At 56.7% G+C, this 19,264-nt stretch carries 17 protein-coding genes and 1 pseudogene; 11 read left to right on the top strand and 7 right to left on the bottom strand.

Going from position 1 to position 19,264, the window contains the following annotated elements:
- Positions 1 to 31 precede the first annotated feature (31 nt).
- From dxs to U738_RS14825, 3 genes are read right to left on the bottom strand one after another with little or no spacing between them, the layout of a single operon-like run.
- Positions 32 to 1,957, bottom strand: coding sequence for a 1-deoxy-D-xylulose-5-phosphate synthase (dxs, locus tag U738_RS14835; protein WP_035581878.1), 1,926 nt, complete (start codon positions 1,955 to 1,957; stop codon positions 32 to 34).
- Between the two features lie 2 nt (positions 1,958 to 1,959).
- Positions 1,960 to 2,853, bottom strand: coding sequence for a (2E,6E)-farnesyl diphosphate synthase (ispA, locus tag U738_RS14830; RefSeq protein WP_035581876.1), 894 nt, complete (start codon positions 2,851 to 2,853; stop codon positions 1,960 to 1,962).
- Positions 2,847 to 3,137: an exodeoxyribonuclease VII small subunit gene (locus U738_RS14825; RefSeq protein WP_035581875.1), complete on the bottom strand. Its 291-nt coding sequence runs from the start codon at positions 3,135 to 3,137 to the stop codon at positions 2,847 to 2,849. The genes ispA and U738_RS14825 overlap by 7 nt, the downstream gene beginning before the upstream one ends.
- Before the next feature lie 237 nt (positions 3,138 to 3,374).
- Here U738_RS14825 and serA point away from each other — a divergent pair, with 237 nt between their 5' ends.
- Positions 3,375 to 4,619 carry a phosphoglycerate dehydrogenase gene (gene serA, locus U738_RS14820; RefSeq protein ID WP_035581874.1) on the top strand — a complete coding sequence of 415 codons (1,245 nt, stop codon included), beginning with the start codon at positions 3,375 to 3,377 and terminating at the stop codon, positions 4,617 to 4,619.
- 71 nt (positions 4,620 to 4,690) lie between these two features.
- On the opposite strand, the gene U738_RS14815 is transcribed toward serA, so the two are convergent.
- Positions 4,691 to 5,380: a pirin family protein gene (locus U738_RS14815; RefSeq protein ID WP_035581873.1), complete on the bottom strand. Its 690-nt coding sequence runs from the start codon at positions 5,378 to 5,380 to the stop codon at positions 4,691 to 4,693.
- A gap of 183 nt (positions 5,381 to 5,563) precedes the next feature.
- Here U738_RS14815 and trhO point away from each other — a divergent pair, with 183 nt between their 5' ends.
- The 5 genes from trhO to ybiO all read left to right on the top strand — a co-directional run bounded on the left by trhO (position 5,564) and on the right by ybiO (position 11,409).
- Complete coding sequence (trhO, locus tag U738_RS14810) at positions 5,564 to 6,526, top strand: oxygen-dependent tRNA uridine(34) hydroxylase TrhO (RefSeq protein WP_035581872.1); 963 nt, start codon at positions 5,564 to 5,566, stop codon at positions 6,524 to 6,526.
- Positions 6,527 to 6,596: 70 nt separating this feature from the next.
- On the top strand, positions 6,597 to 7,403 hold the full coding sequence (locus tag U738_RS14805; protein ID WP_035581871.1) for an enoyl-CoA hydratase: 807 nt from the start codon (positions 6,597 to 6,599) through the stop codon (positions 7,401 to 7,403).
- A 164-nt stretch (positions 7,404 to 7,567) separates the two neighbouring features.
- On the top strand, positions 7,568 to 8,389 hold the full coding sequence (locus U738_RS14800) for an IclR family transcriptional regulator domain-containing protein (RefSeq protein ID WP_035581870.1): 822 nt from the start codon (positions 7,568 to 7,570) through the stop codon (positions 8,387 to 8,389).
- 17 nt (positions 8,390 to 8,406) lie between these two features.
- On the top strand, positions 8,407 to 8,838 hold the full coding sequence (locus U738_RS14795) for a YqaA family protein (protein WP_035581868.1): 432 nt from the start codon (positions 8,407 to 8,409) through the stop codon (positions 8,836 to 8,838).
- Positions 8,839 to 9,009: 171 nt separating this feature from the next.
- Entirely contained in the window at positions 9,010 to 11,409 is a 2,400-nt protein-coding gene (gene ybiO, locus U738_RS14790) for a mechanosensitive channel protein (protein WP_035581866.1), read from the top strand.
- Between the two features lie 89 nt (positions 11,410 to 11,498).
- Here ybiO and U738_RS14785 read toward each other — a convergent pair whose 3' ends face one another.
- On the bottom strand, positions 11,499 to 12,245 hold the full coding sequence (locus U738_RS14785) for an SDR family NAD(P)-dependent oxidoreductase (protein ID WP_035581864.1): 747 nt from the start codon (positions 12,243 to 12,245) through the stop codon (positions 11,499 to 11,501).
- Positions 12,246 to 12,410: 165 nt separating this feature from the next.
- On the opposite strand from U738_RS14785, the gene folK reads away from it, so the two are divergent.
- Positions 12,411 to 12,857 (top strand): 2-amino-4-hydroxy-6-hydroxymethyldihydropteridine diphosphokinase, encoded by a 447-nt coding sequence (gene folK / locus U738_RS14780; RefSeq protein WP_050712880.1) that lies wholly within the window; start codon positions 12,411 to 12,413, stop codon positions 12,855 to 12,857.
- A 72-nt stretch (positions 12,858 to 12,929) separates the two neighbouring features.
- A complete protein-coding gene (locus U738_RS14775) occupies positions 12,930 to 13,751 on the top strand; it encodes a flagellin N-terminal helical domain-containing protein (protein ID WP_035581862.1) in 822 nt (273 codons plus the stop codon).
- 28 nt (positions 13,752 to 13,779) lie between these two features.
- Here U738_RS14775 and U738_RS14770 read toward each other — a convergent pair.
- Positions 13,780 to 15,347: pseudogene (locus U738_RS14770) on the bottom strand (BCCT family transporter).
- A 346-nt stretch (positions 15,348 to 15,693) separates the two neighbouring features.
- On the opposite strand from U738_RS14770, the gene U738_RS14765 reads away from it, so the two are divergent.
- The 3 genes from U738_RS14765 (at position 15,694) to U738_RS14755 (ending at position 18,399) form a co-directional block, all read left to right on the top strand.
- The gene (locus U738_RS14765; protein WP_235208653.1) at positions 15,694 to 16,776 is read left to right on the top strand and encodes an ABC transporter substrate-binding protein; all 1,083 of its coding nucleotides are present in this window, start codon (positions 15,694 to 15,696) and stop codon (positions 16,774 to 16,776) included.
- Between the two features lie 2 nt (positions 16,777 to 16,778).
- Positions 16,779 to 17,561, top strand: coding sequence for an ABC transporter ATP-binding protein (locus U738_RS14760; RefSeq protein WP_035581858.1), 783 nt, complete (start codon positions 16,779 to 16,781; stop codon positions 17,559 to 17,561).
- A gap of 67 nt (positions 17,562 to 17,628) precedes the next feature.
- Positions 17,629 to 18,399 (top strand): ABC transporter permease, encoded by a 771-nt coding sequence (locus U738_RS14755; protein ID WP_035581856.1) that lies wholly within the window; start codon positions 17,629 to 17,631, stop codon positions 18,397 to 18,399.
- Between the two features lie 13 nt (positions 18,400 to 18,412).
- Here U738_RS14755 and U738_RS14750 read toward each other — a convergent pair whose 3' ends face one another.
- Positions 18,413 to 19,135: a DUF481 domain-containing protein gene (locus U738_RS14750; protein ID WP_050712882.1), complete on the bottom strand. Its 723-nt coding sequence runs from the start codon at positions 19,133 to 19,135 to the stop codon at positions 18,413 to 18,415.
- Positions 19,136 to 19,264 lie beyond the last annotated feature (129 nt).

Genomic DNA, 19,264 nt, shown 5'->3' with positions numbered 1-19,264 from the left:
AGCAATCTCAAAGTAGTTTAAAAGTAATGGCTTATGGCAGCCGGGCACGAATGGCGCGCTCGATGCCTTCGATGTCCAATTGGCAGTCGGTAAGCAGCTGTGCAGGCGTGCCGTGCTCTACAAAGGCGTCCGGCAGGCCGAGGTTAAGGACCTCTACCTGAACGCCTTCGGCGTGGAGCAGCTCATTCACGGCGCTACCTGCGCCACCGGCAACCACGTTCTCTTCCAGGGTCACCAATAGTTCGTGCTCGTCGGCAGCGTGCAGCACCGCATCGCGATCCAACGGCTTAATGGAGCGCATATTGATGTGGGTCGCATTGAGTCGTTCGGCGACTTCAGCGGCGGCACTGTTGAGACTGCCAAAGGCGAGTAGCGCAATACGCACGCCGTCGTTGGCGGCATGGCGGCGTACCTCCGCTTTACCTATGGTCAGCGGCTCAAGGTGTGTGGGAATGTCTACGCCTGGGCCAGTACCGCGGGGGTAGCGCACCGCGGCGGGGCCGGGGTGATGATAGGCCGCACTCAGCATGGCGCGGCACTCGGCTTCATCCGCCGGGGCCAGAATCACCATGCCGGGCACGCAACGCAGAAAGGAGAGATCCATGCTGCCGTGGTGCGTGGGGCCGTCTTCGCCCACTAAACCCGCGCGATCAATCGCAAAAGTGACGTCCAGATTCTGCACGGCGACGTCATGAATAAGCTGGTCGTAGCCGCGCTGCAAAAAGGTGGAGTAAATCGCCACCACCGGCTTCATGTCTTCGCAGGCCATCCCCGCTGCCAATGTCACCGCATGCTGCTCGGCGATTGCCACATCAAAATAGCGTTGCGGGTACTCTTTAGAGAAGCGAATCAGGTCGGAGCCTTCGCGCATGGCGGGGGTGATGCCCATTAGGCGCGGGTCGGTGGCCGCCATGTCGCACAGCCAGTCGCCAAACACGTTGCAGTATTTTTTCTTGGCGGCAGCTGCTTTGATGATGGGCTTTTTGGCGCCGCCGGTGTGGGCAACAGCGCTGGGTTTTTCCAGCTTGGTGATGGCGTGGTAGCCAATCTGATCCGCCTCGGCGGGTAGGAAGCCTTTGCCTTTCACCGTTTTGATATGCAGAAACTGCGGGCCGTCGAGGTCACGTAGGTTCTCCAGCGTCTCGGTCAGTGCATCGAGATCGTGGCCATCAATGGGGCCTACGTAGTTAAAGCCCATCTCTTCAAACAGTGTGGCGGGGCTGACCATGCCTTTCATATGCTCTTCGGTGCGCCGAGCAAGCTCTAACGCGCCAGGCAGATGCGAAAGCACTTTTTTGCCCTCTTCGCGTATTTTGAGGTAGGGCTTGCTGGAGAGCACCCGGGCAAGGTAGGTCGCCATGCCGCCGACGTTTTCGGAAATCGACATTTCATTGTCGTTGAGCACTACCAGTAGGTTGGCATCTACGTGGCCCGCGTGGGCGAGGGCTTCAAAGGCCATGCCGGCGGTGAGTGCACCGTCGCCAATAATCGCGCAAACGCGGCGCTTATTGCCCTGTGCCTTGGCTGCCAGTGCCATCCCTAGCGCCGCCGAAATCGAGGTGCTGGAGTGACCGACGCCGAAGGTGTCGTACTCGGACTCGGCACGGCGGGGAAACGCCGCCAAGCCGCCATGCTGGCGAATACTCAACATCGTTTCGCGGCGGCCGGTAAGAATCTTGTGTGGATACGCTTGATGGCCAACGTCCCAGACTAAACGGTCGTGGGGCGTATTAAAGGCATGGTGCAGGGCAACGCTCAACTCGACCACGCCGAGCCCGGCGCCAAAGTGGCCGCCGGAAACGCCCACGCTATACAGCAGGTAGGCGCGCAGCTCGTCGGCCAGTTGGTCGAGCTGTTGGGTATTCATGGCCCGCAGGGCGGCGGGGTGATCAAAAGAGTCAAGCAGCGGCGTCGCTGGGCGCTCGCGGGGAATCTCGTCGAACAGCTTCATGGGCATCTTTAGTGGTCGCGCTCGATCATATAGTGGGCTAAGTCGGCCAGCGGTGCGGCACGTTCGCCCAGTGGGGCGAGCGCGGCAATGGCCTCGTCAATCAGGCTGTGCGCTTTGCGTTGAGCGCCCTCTAATCCCAGCAGGCTGGGGTAGGTAGGCTTCGCGCGTGCGGCATCGGCGCCTGACGTTTTGCCTAGGGTAACGGTATCGCCGGTCACATCCAGGATGTCGTCGTGAATCTGAAAGGCTAGTCCAATGGCGCGAGCGTAGCGAGTAAGCGCATTTAAACGGGGGTCATCGTCGGCGACCGCAACCAGGCCACCCAGACGCACGGCGGCGACAATCAGAGCGCCGGTTTTATGAGCGTGCATGTGTGCAAGAGCGTCGACATCCGGGTGGCCGCCGACGGCGTCTAAATCCAGCGCTTGCCCGGCCACCATGCCATCCCGGCCAGAAGCCGCCGCCAAGGTGTGCACCAAATGGCCCAGCCGTGGATGAGCGTTGCTGGCCAGCACTTCAAACGCCAGTGCCTGCAGGGCATCGCCGGCGAGAATCGCGCTCGCTTCATCAAAGGCTTTATGCACCGTGGGCTGACCACGGCGCAGGTCGTCGTCATCCATAGCGGGTAAATCATCATGGATCAACGAATAGGCGTGGATTAACTCAATGGCGGCGGCGGGGGCGTCCAGGGCGTCGTCGTTAGCCCCTAGCGCGTGCCCAGCCATATACACCAGCAGCGGGCGCAGGCGTTTGCCACCGGCCAGCAGGCCATGGCGCATGGCGGCTTCAAGCCTGGGCGCTACCGCTGGGCGGCTATCAAACAGTGCCGCTAGCGTAGCGTCCACGCGGGCATTGCTGGTCTGGCGCAGGGTGGCAAGCTGGCTAGGCTGCATGGCTACCATGGGGGCGTCTCCTTGCTTTCATCCTCGGCCGCATCCTTGGGGTCGTCGGGGCCAGCGAAGGGCGCTACATTTAAACGCCCTTCGCTGTCTTCACTCAGCGCCCGCACCTTAAGTTCGGCGCTATCCAGACGCTGCTGGGCATCGCGGGTTAGCCGCACGCCCTGTTCAAACGCGGTCAGTGCATCTTCCAATGAGAGCTCGCCTGACTCAAGACGTTCAACGATGGATTCAAGTTGCTCAACCGTCGCGGCAAAGTCCTGCGGGGGTGGTGTCGTGTCGCTCATTGGGGGTGCCTACAAACCGGTATTTTTTAAAATAAGCCCACAGTATACACCGAGGCTGGGGGGCGGCGTCTGCCCTCTTCAATACAGCTTGTTGCGCGACTTGCGGTTCATTCATCGTCAGCACGCAGACTTTTCATCATTCACACCCGGCCTGAACGACGCGGGCTGTGCTACGATATGCGCCTCCCGTGAACCGATACACGGCGCATGCCGCCGACCATAGAGGTTGATTCAGCCATGGCCAAAACGTCCCTGGACAAGAGCAAGATCAAGATCCTGCTACTCGAGGGCGTCCACCAAAGTGCGGTGGACAATTTTCACAACGCCGGTTATGAAAATATCGAGCACCTGCCCACATCGCTTGATGAAGAGGCGCTGATCGACAAGATCCGCGATGTTCACTTCATCGGTATTCGTTCCCGCACCCAGTTGACGGAGCGCGTGTTCGAGGCGGCGGAGAAGCTGGTAGGCGTTGGCTGTTTCTGTATCGGCACCAATCAGGTCGATTTAACCGCTGCGCTTACCCGCGGCATCGCGGTATTTAACGCGCCGTACTCTAATACTCGCTCAGTGGCCGAGCTGGTGCTGGCAGAAGCGATTATGCTGCTGCGCGGTATCCCTGAGAAAAACGCCCGCGCCCATCAGGGCGGCTGGCTGAAGTCCGCGAAAAACTCTCATGAAGCGCGCGGTAAAACCCTGGGTATCGTTGGCTACGGCAGCATCGGTGCGCAGCTTTCGGTACTGGCCGAATCGCTGGGCTTTAACGTCATTTACTATGATGTCATCGCCAAGCTGGGCATGGGTAATGCTAACCAGGTGGGAAGCCTTGAAGAGCTGCTGGGCCGCGCTGATGTCGTCAGCCTGCACGTGCCCGATCTTGCCTCTACCCGCTGGATGATCGGTGCCAAACAGATTGCCGCCATGAAGCCCGGCGCGATCTTTATCAATGCCTCCCGCGGTAGCGTCGTTGAAATCGAACCGCTGGCCGAAGCGCTTAAAGCGGGCAATCTCAACGGCGCGGCGGTAGACGTCTTCCCGGTCGAGCCGAAAGGCAACGACGAAGAGTTTGAGAGCCCGCTACGCGGCCTGGAGAACGTGATTCTGACGCCGCATATCGGTGGCTCTACCCTGGAAGCCCAGGAGAACATCGGTATCGAAGTGTCAGAAAAACTGATCACTTACTCCGACAACGGCACCACCGTGACCTCGGTCAACTTCCCCGAGGTGGCGCTGCCCGCTCACCCGGACAAGCATCGTTTGCTGCATATTCACGACAACGTGCCGGGGGTGCTGTCGCAGATTAACCGTGTGCTGTCTGAAAACGGCATTAACATCTCTGGTCAGTACCTGCAGACCAACGAGAAAGTCGGCTATGTGGTCATCGATGTGGATAAAGCCTACGGCCCTCAGGCGCTGGAAGCGTTGAAGCAGGTCGAGCACACGCTGAAAATTCGTGCGCTCTATTCGGCGCAGAATAGCTAAAACGCTGTTAGCAACAAAAGCGGTAAAAAACGGCGCCTCTTAGGAGGCGCCGTTTTAGTGAGTGCAGGTGATCAAGCAAGGTCAAACAGCAGCACTTCGCCGGCTTCTTTACCCGTCAGATTGAAGGCCTCTTCCGGCTGAAACGCTGCGGCATCGCCTGCGCTCAGTGTCTCGCCGTTAACCTCCATTTCGCCGTTCACTACATGCAGCCAGGCGTAGCGCGAAGGGGGTGGTGCTATCTGTTCGCCCGCGCTAAACAGGCCTGAGTACAGGTTTAGGTCCTGGTTAATACTCACAGACCCATCGCGCCCTTCTTGAGAAGCCACCAGCCGCCACTGGCCTTGACGCTCGGCGGTAGGAAACGCTTTCTGCTCATAGCTGGGCGTGATACCGAGCTGCTTGGGTTCAATCCAGATCTGCAGGAAGTGCAGCCCGTTCTCCTTCGAGTGATTGAACTCGCTGTGCAGCACGCCGGTGCCCGCCGACATGCGCTGCACATCGCCTGGGCGCATCACTTCGCCGTTGCCCATGTTGTCTTTGTGCTCCATTTCACCTTCAAGCACATAGGAGATAATCTCCATATCCCGGTGAGGGTGGGCGCCGAAGCCGTGGCCACCCGCCACGCGGTCTTCATTGATGACGCGCAGGGCGCGGAATCCCATATGCTTGGGATCCATATAGTTGGCAAATGAAAAGGTATGAAAAGAGCGTAGCCAGCCGTGGTCAGCAAAGCCCCGCTCATTAGAACGACGAATAATCATGGTGTTCTCCGCGAGTTGCGTGAGTGAATAGTGACAATATACGCCTCACAGCGGCTGCGTGGGGTGAAGCTTTCAGTACGGTTCTGTCGAATAAATCGACGTTTTCCGGCGCGGATTGCGCTAAAATGTGCGCGTCTTTTAACCCGGTCCGCCCTTTACGAGGGTGACTACCAGGAGCTTTACATGTCAGTACCCACTGCTATGCCTAACCCAGTGCCACCCATCGTGGTCGCAGCGCTGTACAAATTTGTCACCTTGAACGACTTCGAAGCGCTGCGCGAGCCGCTGCGCCAAACCATGCTGGATAACGGCGTGAAAGGCACCTTGCTGCTCGCCAAAGAGGGTATCAATGGCACGGTGGCGGGCAGCCGCGAGGGCATTGACGGATTATTGGCATGGCTCACCGCCGACCCGCGTCTCGCTGATATTGACCATAAAGAGTCCTACTGCGAAGAAACGCCGTTCTACCGCACCAAGGTCAAACTCAAAAAAGAGATCGTCACCCTCGGCGTGCCCGATATCGACCCCAACGACACCGTAGGCACCTACGTTGAGCCGGAAAATTGGAACGACATCATTGCCGACCCGGAAGTGCTGGTGATCGATACCCGCAACGATTACGAAGTGGCGATTGGCAGCTTCGAGCGGGCGATCGATCCTAAAACCACCACTTTCCGTGAGTTTCCCGAGTACGTGCGCGAGCACTACGACCCGGAAAAACATAAAAAAGTGGCGATGTTCTGCACCGGCGGCATCCGCTGTGAAAAAGCCTCCAGCTTTATGCTTAAAGAGGGCTTTGAAGAGGTCTACCACCTGAAAGGCGGCGTGCTGAACTACCTGGAAAAAGTACCGGAAGAGCAGTCGCTATGGAAAGGTGAGTGTTTTGTGTTCGATAACCGGGTCACGGTGCGCCACGATTTGAGCAAAGGTGAGTTCGAACAGTGCCACGCTTGCCGCATGCCCATCTCCGCAGAAGATATGCAGTCTTCTGCGTACGAACCGGGCATTAGCTGCCCCCACTGCATCGATTCGCTGCCGGAGAAGACTCGCGCGGCGGCCCGCGAACGCCAACGTCAAATTGATCTAGCGAAACAGCGCGGCGAACCGCATCCGCTAGGCCGCGATACCCGGCTAATGAAAAAATGAGACAGCACATTGTAAGTTGATCGTGTGCGCTAGACTGATGGGCAACGTGTTACTCACCCAGGAGTTCACCATGCCCATTACACCTGAAAGCCTATCTACACCTTCCACTATCCTGCAGCGTCTTGACCACCAAGGCGTTGTGACGCTGACGATGAACACTCCAGAGCGCTTTAACGCGCTCTCGGAAGCCATGCTGGAAGCGCTTCACGATGCGTTAGCCGATATTGCCGACGATAGCAGTGTGCGCTGTGTGATCATTGCCGCCGAAGGGAAAGCCTTCTGCGCCGGGCATGACCTGAAGCAGATGCGCGCCCACCCCGATAAAGCCTACTACCAAGCGCTGTTTACCCGCTGTAGCGAAGTGATGCAGGCCATTGTGCATTTGCCGGTGCCAGTGATTGCCAAAGTGCAAGGTATCGCCACCGCCGCGGGCTGCCAACTCGTCGCGAGCTGTGATCTTGCCGTCGCCGCGCGCAGCGCCCGCTTTGCTGTTTCGGGTATCAATGTTGGCCTGTTTTGCTCCACCCCGGCGGTAGCGCTCTCTCGCAACGTTGCCCGTAAGCGTGCCATGGAGATGCTGCTTACCGGCGAATTTGTCAGCGCCGAGCTGGCCGCCGAGTGGGGCTTGGTTAACCGCGTGGCAGAAGACGATGCACTGGATGAGGCAATTCAAGAGCTGACGGCCAGTATTTGCGCTAAAAGCGCCGTTGCGGTGCGTACCGGAAAAGCCATGTTTGCCCACCAGCTTTCCATGCCGCTCGACGAAGCCTACGCCTTTGCCGGGGAAACCATGGCCTGCAATATGTTAGCCGAGGATGTGAGCGAGGGGATTGATGCGTTTATCGCCAAGCGGCCACCGCACTGGCGGCATCGCTGACGTACCATCGCTGAATGAATGGAATTCGTTTCCGTAAACGCGACAATCGCCGTGCTGTCACGTTATCCTGACGCCCTTTGTGTTTTAGGGAAGGCGCCGTCAGCAAGGGCGCTTTCAGTAAGTAGTAGGAGCGCTTTTGGGAGCGTCTTTTAGGAGAAAGCCAGGTGAGTGAAGCCAAACGCAGGACGGTCGGTCGTCCGGCGAGTACCGCCAAAGCTAGCGGAGGCCATAGCCAGTCGCTGGTACGTGGCTTAACGCTGTTGGAGTACCTAGCGGCCAGCCCGCTTGGGTTAGCCCTTTCAGAAGTGGCAGAGATGGCCGAATTGGCGCCGTCGACCACCCATCGGCTGTTGCAAGCCTTGCAGAGCCAGGGATTTGTGACCCAGGAGAACGAGCAGGGTCTGTGGCGTATTGATGTCAAAACCTTCCGTATCGGCAATAGCTTTCTTGAAGCCCGCGACGTGGTGGCCACTAGCCGTCCCTTTCTGCGCCGTTTAACCGCGGAAACCGGCGAGACCGCTAATTTAGGTATTCGCGATGGGGCGACCGCGGTGTTTCTCGCTCAGCACGAATCCCCGCAAATGATGCGCATGATTACTCGCCTAGGCTCCCGCGCGCCGCTGCATGCCTCTGGGGTAGGTAAAGCGCTGCTGGCGTGGATGCCCGATGACCAGCGCGCTCAATTGCTGGATGGCCAAGCGCTTGCCAGAGTGACAGAAAATACGCTCTATCAACCCGATACCTTACAAGAGGAAACGGAGCAGATTCGCGTCCAAGGCTTTGCCTGCGATCGGGAAGAGCATGCCGTTGGCCTGCACTGCGTGGCCGCCTGTGTGTTCGATGAGCACGGCGCGCCGCTGGCGGCGATTTCGGTTTCAGGGCCCGTAGCGCGAATTCCGGAAGCGCGTTTACTAACCCTGGGGGCGCTGGTGCGCCAAATGGCCGATGAAATAACCCAGCAGTTGGGTGGGCAGGTGCCACGTTAACGTGGGTCGCTGAGGTTATGGTAAGCCTGTTTTTTGTCGCCCTGGTCAGCGCAACGCTGCTACCCGGCGGGTCGGAAGTGTGGCTCGCTCGGCTGTGGTGTCTCGGCGAGCCGCCCTTGGGGCTGTGGTTGGTGGCCACGGCGGGCAACACCCTCGGCAGCATGATCAACGTCGCCATGGGGCGCTACGCACGCCAGTTTCAAGGCCGCCGCTGGTTCCCCGCATCGCCACGCAGCTTGGCGCGCGCAGAGGGCTGGTATCACCGCTTTGGCGAACTGAGCCTGCTGATTTCCTGGGCACCGATTATTGGTGACCCGCTTACCGTGCTGGCCGGTGTATTCCGGCTGCCCTGGTGGCGGGCGCTGGCTTGGATCGTAGTCGCCAAAGGCGCGCGTTACGCAGTAGTTATACTGCTGGCACAGCAGTGGCTATTGCCGCTGTGCCAGTAAAACGCCTTATGAATCAAGTCATGTTAACCTGTACAACTTTTTAACAAGCTGCCTTGTTAGTATAAAGTGTCCGTGTAAAGTGTAAGCAATATCGGGAGCCTAATGTTAGCTTGCGTAAAATCAGGCAGCCGTTAGATTGAACACAACACTCACCAAAAAGGAGGTTGAGGTGTGAAGCCACTTCGTTTATTACCCTGGCTAGGTGTCTGGCTGTTGGCAATGATTGCCATCATGGCCACGCCAGCAATGGCGCAGAGCACGCCGAGTGAATCGGCTAGCGCGGAAAGCTCAGAAACAACAACAGAGGCGGCGCCTACTTCTTACGAGGCCTTGGCAAACCTGTTGGCAGATGAGCAGTCACGACAAGAATTGATTGAGATATTGCGTAATCAGGCCTCGGCGCTACCCGACGGCGTCGCCAGCGACCTCTCGCCAGAAGCCGCCGCTCAGGGCAGTGAGATAGCGCCTGAAGATGTCTCATTGCCGCGCCAGTTAGCTGAACTCACCAGTCGTGTAGTCAGCGATGTGGGGGGGCAGTTTGAGCAAGTGGTTAGCATCGTGGGTGGTCTGTTCTCTGGTGGGGAGGCAGACAGTGTCTTTGATATGGCAGCGTTCATCAGTGCGGCGATCAATCTGGGTATCGTCATTGTCGCCACCTTTGCGATGTTTATGCTTTTCCGGCGCGTCGCCAAGCCGCTGTTTACCAAAATCAGTGGCTGGTCCCTACATGGCAATAATTTAACACCTGTCCTGCGCTTGATTGCCTGCGTAGCGATTGCGGCGGTCATCGATATACTGCTCGTCGGTTTGGCCTATGTGGGCGGTAATTTGGTGGCAACGTTTGCGGTTGGGGAAACCGGCGAGCTTTCGACCCGCGCCTCGCTGTTTCTAAATGCGTTCTTAATTATTGAACTGCTTAAAGCCGCTGTGCGGATGCTGTTCTCGTCGCGCTACGAAGGGCTGCGTCTACTGCCTATTTCTGCTCAAGAAGCGTCTTACTGGAACCGCTGGTTAGCGCGTTTGATCGGCATGGTCGGTTACGGCTTGATGGTGGTCGTACCGCTGGTCAACTTCTATGTGGCGGCCTCGCTGGGTCAAGCCGTTGGCACGCTGATTATGCTGTTGGCGTTTATCTACGCGGTGGTTGTGGTGCTGAGAAACCGCACCCGCCTGCGCGATAACCTGAACGAAATGGCGGCAAAAACAACCTTAACCGCCAGCCGCGTCTCGCTGCAGCTGTTTGCGCGCACCTGGCATTTGTTTGCGCTGCTGTATTTCTTGATCGTGTTTGTACTGACGCTAACCCGCCCCGGCGATGCGTTGCCGTTTGTGATGTACGCCACCCTCAAGTCGCTGGCCGCGATTGTGGTTGGGCTGTTGGTATCGTCTTTTCTTACCCAGACGATTGGTCGCCGTATCACGCTGTCGGACGACCTGCGGCGCAAGCTGCCCCTGCTTGAGAAGCGCTTGAACAGCTATGTGCCTAATGCGCTACGCGTGCTGCGTACGATCATTCTGATTGTCGTTATCATGGTGGTGCTGAACGCTTGGGGCGCCTTTGATCTCGCTGCCTGGTACGCCTCTGAAGGCGGTGCCACGCTGGTTGGTAATCTCTCCAGCGTTACGGTGATTTTGATTGTGGCGCTAGCCGTTTGGCTGGGTCTGGCGAGCCTGATTGAGCACAAGCTCAACCCGGAGACCGGCTACGGCGAACCGTCGGCACGAGCGAAAACCTTGCTCAGCCTGTTCCGCAATGCGCTGGCAATCGCCATGGTGACCATTACCGGCATGATCGTGCTGTCGGAAATTGGCATCAATATTGGCCCGCTGATTGCCGGTGCCGGTGTGTTGGGTCTGGCGATTGGTTTTGGCGCCCAGAAGCTGGTGCAGGATGTGATCACTGGGGTGTTTATTCAGGTAGAAAATGCCATGAACACCGGCGATGTAGTCACCGTAGGCGGCGTGACGGGAACCGCCGAACGGCTCAGTATCCGCTCGGTGGGGATTCGCGATCTATCCGGCACCTACCACATCGTACCGTTCTCGAGTGTCGACACGGTGTCTAACTACATGCGCGAGTACGGCAACCATGTGGGCGAGTACGGCATTGGCTACAGCGAAAGCATCGATGAAGCCATTGAGCAGCTCAAGCTGGCCTTTGAGGACCTCAAAGCGAGCGAAGAACATGGTACCAAGCTGCTAGCCGACCTGACCGTGGCGGGTGTGACCGCACTGGCGGATAGCTCTGTGAATATCCGGGTGGTCATCAAAACCACGCCCGGTGACCAGTGGGCCGTTGGCCGTGCCTACAACCGCTTGGTGAAACTGCGCTTTGATGAGGCGGGTATCGAAATCCCCTTCCCGCACACGACGCTCTACTTTGGCGATAATAAAAATGGTAATCCACCGCCTGCCCATGTGCGGGTACTGGAATCGACCGCTAAAGAGAAGAAAGTGGAGGAGTCCGCGGTAGTGACACCGGCGGCTAAGAGCGACACCCCGCAAGGGGTGCAGCAAACCAGCGAGCCGGATCACCTGAAGCCCGACCACGATGATGTCGATGAAACCTAATATATCGACGTCATGATGTGGTTGTTATCAAAAGCTGCAGCGGGGCCGCCTTCGGGCGGCCCCGCTGCGTTTCAAGAGGGTTGTTTTATTTAATGGCTATAGTTTTCTGAGTGCCGACCTTCCAGATTGATGGACTCACCGCCATCCACAAACAGAATTTGCCCCGCCACAAAGGGGTTGTCCAATAAATAGTGCAAAGCTTGTACAAGATGCTCGGGAGCGCCCTGGCGCTTTAGCGGAATGCCATCAATACGCCACTCAATATAGTCGCTGGTGCGCTGGGAGGCAGGCAGCACAACGCCAGGGGCGATGCCATTAATGCGAATGCGCGGGGCGAACTCCAGTGCTGCCATGCGGGTCATCTCCGCCAGGCTGTTTTTCGACAGCAGATACGCTGCGTAGGGGTACTGGTGATAGGCCACCTTGTTATCGATGATATTGATCACCTGACCCTCTTGTACCGCCTCGGCAAAGTGGCGTGTGAGCAGCAGTGGGGTAAACATATTGACCCGAAACTGAGTCTCCAACATCGTCAGTTCGGTCGCCGCAATCGGCGCTGGCTCATAGGCGGAAGCGCTGTTTAGCAGCAGGCTAAGCCCAGGAAAACGGCGCTTCGCTGACTGAATAAAGCCGTTTAAGTCGTCGTGTAAAAAGTCGCAGGAAAATATTTCACACTCCCGCCCTTTGACGCGGATACCGCTGGCGACCTCTTCAGCCTCCTCCCGCGAGCGATTAACGTGTAGAGCAATGTCGTAACCCGCATCGGCCAGGGCTTCGGAAAAGTAGCGTCCCAAACGGGTGGCACCGCCGGTTATCAGAGCAGCTTGTTGGTGCATACAGCGTTCCCTATTATTTTATTGGTATAGGAAGACTTTCTGCGTGAGTGCAGCGTTTGTCAATAACTTATACAGAGCTTACGCAAAGCGCTAGATTAGAGAGGTTAAAAGAAGTGTCCTATGCCAGGGCGGTTCTAAAGACGTCACTTTGAACAGGATGTCGCTATGCCACCACCGACGTTGTCTGCCCCATACTCTGCCGCGCTCCATGAGTGCTTAATCTCTCTAGGTTCTAACATCGATCCCGACCACTATGTGGTTCAAGCGCTTGATATTATTAGTCGAGAGTGCAATTTATTAGCCCGTTCCAAAACGATTCGCACCAGTCCGGTGGGGTATCAGCAGCAGCCCGACTTTCTAAATGCCGCCCTGTTGGTGAGCACACCGCTTGAGCGTGAAGCGTTTCGCACTTACCTCAAAGGGGTGGAAGATCGTCTGGGGCGTGTTCGGGGGGCGATTAAATCGGGACCGCGTACGATGGATCTGGACATTGTGGCCTGGGATGGGGAGGTCGTTGATGACGGCTACTTTAAGCACGACTATGTGAAAAAGCCCGTCGACGAAGTGCTGGCGAGCAGTGGTCGCCGTCTTGAACTTCAAAAGTATTCATGATTTTGGCGTTTAGGCCGATAGTAACGTTGTAGCCGCCGTCCATCGGCGCGCTAACTTCCCTGGAGGCGTGCGTTGCTCAGCCTAAATACCAATTTAATGTCGCTAACCGTGCAGAACAATCTGCGTGGCAGTCAGCAGGCCATGCAGACCGCGATGCAGCGCCTCTCTTCTGGGCTGCGCATTAATAGTGCCAAAGATGACGCCGCTGGTCAGGCGATAGCCAATCGCATGACGTCACAAATTAAAGGCATGACCCAGGCGATCCGCAACACCAATGATGGCATCTCCATGGTGCAGACGGCGGAAGGCTCACTCAATCAGATTAACGATAACCTCCAGCGCATCCGTGAGCTGAGCGTACAAGCGGCTAACGGCACCAACTCTTCTAATGATCTTGCTTCGATCCAAGCCGAGATTGGCCAGCGCATGGAAGAGATTGACCGCGTTGCCGGGCAGAGTAAGTTCAACGGTATTGGGCTGTTGAACGACACTCAGTCATTGAATATCCAGGTGGGCGCGAACGCGGGTGATAGCATTGCCGTTCGCTTTGATGCCATGAATTTACAGGGGTTGGGGCTGGAAGGCCTAACTGTATTGGACGATGGCACTGGGACTGGCAACCCTATCGATATGGTGGATGACGCGATCAAACGGTTAGATCAACAGCGCAGCTATTTGGGCGCCGTGCAGAACCGCTTTGAAAGTGTGATTGATGGGCTTAATAACAGCATTGTTAATACCTCCGATGCCCGGTCGCGTATCCAGGATGCCGATTACGCTAAGGAAGTTTCCAACCTTATTCGCGCGCAGATCCTTCAGCAGGCAGGCATTGCTATGTTGGCCCAGGCCAACCAGCAGCCGCAAATGATTTTGCGCCTGCTGGAAAGTCTATAGGGTAGGCAGAAGCTATAGCGCACCGCGTTTAATCAATAATGCCCTGTTCCCGGGCCATGGCGTAGGCCGCTTTAGGGCCATCCCACAGTGAGGGCAATAGAATAAACGACACCGGGATGGCGGTTATCACAATAAATTGTTGAAGGGCCGAAATTTGGCCAGCGCCCATATATAACAGCACCGCCGCCATAATCGCCATGGCGATTCCCCAGAAGGCGCGAATATAAGGGCTTGGATCGTCGTGGCCCGCCCCCACAACCGCAATGGCGTAGCTCATCGAGTCACCGGTGGTAGCGACGAATATCGTTGTCAGCACTAAAATGGCTAGCGCATCCAGGCGCCGCCCGGCAATGCCTGGGCCACCGTCAGGGTTGCGACATCAAACTGGAAGTTATTAAGCGCCTCGGTTAGCTCAATGGCGCCCGTCATTTGGTAGTAAATACCTGAGCCACCGAGCAGGGTAAACCACACGGTGGTGGCAATGGGAGCGAGAACCGCTACTGCGACGATCATCTCGCGGATGCTGCGGCCGCGGGAAATACGCGCCACAAAGATCGCCACCAGTGGGCCAAATCCGATAAACCACGCAAAGAAGAATACCGTCCACCACTGCATCCACCAGGCGGGAGCGGTTTCTGCTGTGATGGTCGCCATGGGGAAGAAATCGTTAATATAGACGCCCATACTGGCTACGTAGCTGTTGAATAAAAACAGCGTCGGGCCAAACACCATAATCACGGCACCCACGGCGAGGGCCAGGAATACATTGAAACGGCTAAGTATCTGCATACCTTTATGTACGCCGCTCATCGCTGATAGCACGTACATACTGGCTAACACGGCCAAGATGACCAATTTACTGGTGTAGCTGTTGGGCAGGCCGAACACTTCATGCAGGCCAAAACTGACCTGAGTCGCTAAAAAACCAATCGGGCCCACGGTACCGGCCACGACGGCGATGACACAGCACGCATCAATGATCCCACCCAAGGGCCCACGCATTAGTCGCTCTCCCAATAGTGGATAGAGCAGGGTGCGTGGTTTCAACGGCTGGCCTTTCTCATAGTGAGCATGGGCAAGCACGATAGCGGTTAACGATCCTAATACCGCCCAGCCAATAAACCCCCAGTGCATAAACGACTGCCCCAAGGCGTTGGAAACGGCTTCTGGCGTGCCTGCTTCGCTATTAAAAGCAGGCGGCGTTACGAGGAAATGGTAGACCGGTTCCCCGGCGGCAAAAAACACCCCGCCTCCCGCCAGCAGCGTGCACAGAATGATCGACAGCCATTTAAATGTGCTCATTTCTGGTGCATCTAAATTGCCGATTTTGGCTTTTGCAGCCGGTGTGACCGCCAAACCCATCGCGATAAAGAAGGTAAGTAGCAGCAGCAGTTGGAAGTAACTACCCAAGGCTAATGCCGTCCAAGCAAAGCCTTTACTGATCGATTCAGCGACCAGCGTTACGTCGTAAAGCGATAGCGCCAAAAAGGCAACGATAAAGCCGATGCTCAAGATTAAAACAATAGGATCGCCGAGCGAAAGCCGCCCAGAACTGTAAGTGTCAGGGGCTTCGCCGGTAGAGGCGGGGTGATTCATGTTGAATACCTTGTAGGGGCAGGGCTGGCTAAAACAGCAGCCTATCAACGCCTTGTGTTAAGCGGCGATGTGCTGATTAATGTGCCAAATAACGGATAAAAAAAAGCGCCATTCAATGAATGGCGCAAGGACAGGAAACTGAGCATAGTATACCGCCAATTTAGACTAACGTCTAACATGATTTATCTTGGTGCGTTGGCAGGGTGCAAATGCACCATTTTGGATAAATTAAGTTACGAGTGGCAGCCGAAAAAATTGTCTAACAGTTTGATAAACCATTAAAAAACTCAAAATGGCAGCATTGCTGCAAAGCTAAAGCATATTTTGTATACAAGGTATGCTCACAATGACGACGCCCGCTTCAAGACTAAATTTTTCGACTGCAATGCCCGTTTTTTCGACTCTGCGCTGGCTAACGGGCTGCGCTGTCGCGTTGGTTTTAATACCGGCTGTCAGCCATGCCGATGACACTCCAATACGTTTCCAGTTGGACTGGCGCTTTGAAGGGCCTTCCGCGCCGTTTTTAATGGCCGCTGAAAAAGGCTACTTCGCCGAAGAGGGGCTGGACGTTCAGATCGATTCGGGCAGCGGCTCAGCGGGCGCGATTAACCGCGTGGCGTCCGGGGCCTACGAAATGGGCTTTGGCGATCTTAATGCGCTGGTCGAATTTCTCGCCGAAAACCCCGATGGCCCCGGCATTCAGGGCGTCTATATCGTCTACGACGGCACCCCAGCGGCGGTGTTCGCCCGTAAAGAGAGCGGTATCGAAAGCCCGGCTGATTTAGCCGGTAAAACCATCGCGGCGCCCGCCTTTGACACCGGTTACCGCGCCTGGGGCGTGTTTGCCGCCGCTAATGACATGGAAGCCGACGCAGTAGAGTGGCAGAACGTCGACCCCACGCTGCGTGAAACGCTGCTCACTCGTGGCGATGTGGACGCGATCACCGGCTTTTACTTTACTAGCCTGCTCAATCTTGAAGAGCGCGGTATGAGTGAAGATGAACTGACGATTATGCCGTTCCCCGACTATGGCGTGCCGCTCTACGGTAACGCGATTATTGCCAGCGAATCCTTCGCCGAATCTAATCCAGACGCCGTGCAGGGCTTTCTGCGCGCCTTCAATAGGGCCCTGGGCGAGACCATTGCCGACCCAGAAGCTGCCATTGAGTACGTCAAAAACCGTGACGGTTTGATCGACGTAGAGATGGAAACCCGGCGTTTGAAGCTCGCTCTGGAGAGCGTCGTGGATACCCCTGATGCCCGTGAGAATGGCGTAGGCGGGGTGGATGAAACGCGCCTGCAGGAAGCCATTCAGCTTGTTGCCGACGCCTATGACTTACCCTCTGTGCCGTCTCCAGACCAGGTGTTTAATGCAAACTACTTACCACCCCAGGAAGAGCGCATGCTGTTTTCGGCAGAGGACGAATAAGCATGTCGGCAGCGTTCGTCACCTTCGATGACGTTAGCCTTGCCTACGATGGATCAGGCAACGCCATTGAAGATATCAACCTGAGCATCCACGAAGGCGAGTTTGTCGCCTTCGTGGGGCCTTCAGGGTGCGGAAAGTCGACCTTTATGAAACTCTGCACCGGTTTGCATGCGCCCACGACCGGGGCTGTTCAGGTGGATGGAGAGCCGGTCACCGGGCCGCTGAAGATCTCTGGCATGGCGTTTCAAAACGCCAACCTGCTGCCCTGGCGCACTACCTTGGATAACGTCTTGCTGCCGCTGGAAATCGTCAAACCTTACCGCCATCAGTTTCGTAAGCGGCGCGCAGAGTTTGTCGGCTGGGCGCGCAAGCTGCTCAAGACCGTTGGGCTTGAAGGCTACGAAGAGCAGTACCCGTGGCAGCTTTCCGGCGGCATGCAGCAGCGGGCGTCGATCTGCCGGGCGCTGATTCACCAGCCGCGTTTACTAATGCTGGATGAACCCTTCGGTGCGCTGGATGCCTTTACCCGCGAAGAGCTGTGGTGTGTGCTGCGTGACCTGTGGGAGGCGCAGCGTTTTACGGTAGTGCTGGTGACCCACGACCTGCGCGAGGCAGCGTTTCTGGCCGATACCGTCTACATCATGAGCCGCCGCCCAGGCCGAGTAATCGAGCGCCGCCAAATCGAGCTGCCGCGACCCCGCGCACTGGAAACCACCTACCAAAAACCCTTTATAGATTTGGTTCAGGAGCTACGGGCACAAATTGGCGAAGTACGTAGTACTTGATAAGAGTCCGGGGCACTTGATACCTGCACTTAATAAAAGCTCTCAGCACCTGATTAAAGGCGCTTACATGATTAAAAATAGCAAACTGATTGAAAGGCTCGCGCCGTGGATCGCGGTGGTGGCACTGGTCATCATCTGGGAAGTCACGGTGCGGGTGTTTGATGTGCCCAGCTTTATCTTCCCGAGTGCATTGGAAACCGCCCAGGCGCTGGTAACGTATTCCGGGCCTATCGCTATGCACTCCTGGCAAACCTTCTGGACCACGCTGATTGGCTTTGGCCTGGGTGTGGCCGTGGGGCTGGTGTTGGGCTTTATTATCGGCTCGTCACGCTTTCTGTATAACGCCTGCTACCCGCTGCTGGTGGGCTTTAATGCTATTCCTAAGGTCGCCTTTGTACCCATTCTAGTGGTCTGGTTTGGGATTGGCTCGGTACCGGCGATTCTCACCGCCTTTTTAATCTGCTTCTTCCCGATTGTGGTCAACGTGGCCACCGGTTTGGCCACGCTAGAGCCTGAAATGGAGGATGTGCTGCGGGTGCTGGGCGCGCGGCGTATGGATGTGTTGCTGAAAGTCGGCCTGCCGCGCTCGCTGCCCTACTTCTTTGCTTCACTGAAAGTCGCCATTACCCTGGCGTTTGTAGGCACGGTGGTGTCAGAAACCGTCGCTTCGAACCAGGGCATTGGCTATCTGATGATGAGCGCTGGCTCGCAAATGCGCATGGGGCTGGTCTTTGCCGGGCTGCTGGTGATCAGCGCCATGGCCATGGTGATGTACGAGCTGTTTGCGCAGTTGGAAAAGCGTATGACCGGATGGGCGCACCGGGGGCAGAATCGCTAAGCCAGTATTGGACTTACCAACGATAGAGCAGCGAAGCGCTAGTGGTGCTGTCGGTGCGCGCACTGGTGTCATCGGGCGGCTGGGAATTGTGCTTTATTTCGTGGGATAAGCGCAGCGACAGCTTCGAGTTAAGCCGGGCAGTAAGCGCCGTTAGCGAGCGGGAGGTGGTGTTCTGGTTGGTATACTCTACCGACATTTCCTGCTGAATATCGGCGTAGCTGGAAAACCCCCAGCGATAATCCAGCGCGGTGTAGGTCACCATCAAGCGTTCATCGTCGTACTCGCGTAGCCGGTCATGACGATAGCCAGGGCCCGCTTCTAACGACAGGGTGTGGGTGTCGTTCTCCAGAATCTGGCGCCCGTACCCCCCAATCGCGGACAGCTGCTGGTCATAACCGGCAAAACGATCCTTCTCCCAGCGAGCAAAGCCAAATAGATAGTGTGGGCCGTCTAGCTCATAGCGCTCGCGTCCGGCGACCAGGTACTGCTCGGCGCTGGTTTCGTTATCTTTACTCACCGTGCGCACTTCACCGCGCAGTGAGTAGGTAAAATTACCGGTTAACCATGTCAGCAGCGTTTTGCCGATCAGCGTTTGGCTATTGGTATTGCCCGAAAGGTGAGTAAAGCCCAGCTCGGCATCGCCACTGAACACCGGCGCATCTTCCTGGGGAGGCGGTGGGGCGTAAAACGGGTTGGCATAGGCAGCGCTTAACCACAGCGGCCAGCAGGCCAGCATAATAATCCATCTAACGATTGCCACTACATCCCTCCTTGGTTTAGGCCGAGGACTATTATATCAGCGAACGATCACATGAGTGATGGCAATTAACGTCGTTTGCTGGCGCGTGCCATAATGGTGCGGTCA

It is taken from the genome of Halomonas sp. TG39a (assembly GCF_000744395.1).
GTDB lineage: Bacteria > Pseudomonadota > Gammaproteobacteria > Pseudomonadales > Halomonadaceae > Vreelandella > Vreelandella ventosae_B.
The sequence above is the reverse complement of the archived record's forward strand: the minus strand, read 5'-3'. Positions and strand labels throughout refer to the sequence as shown.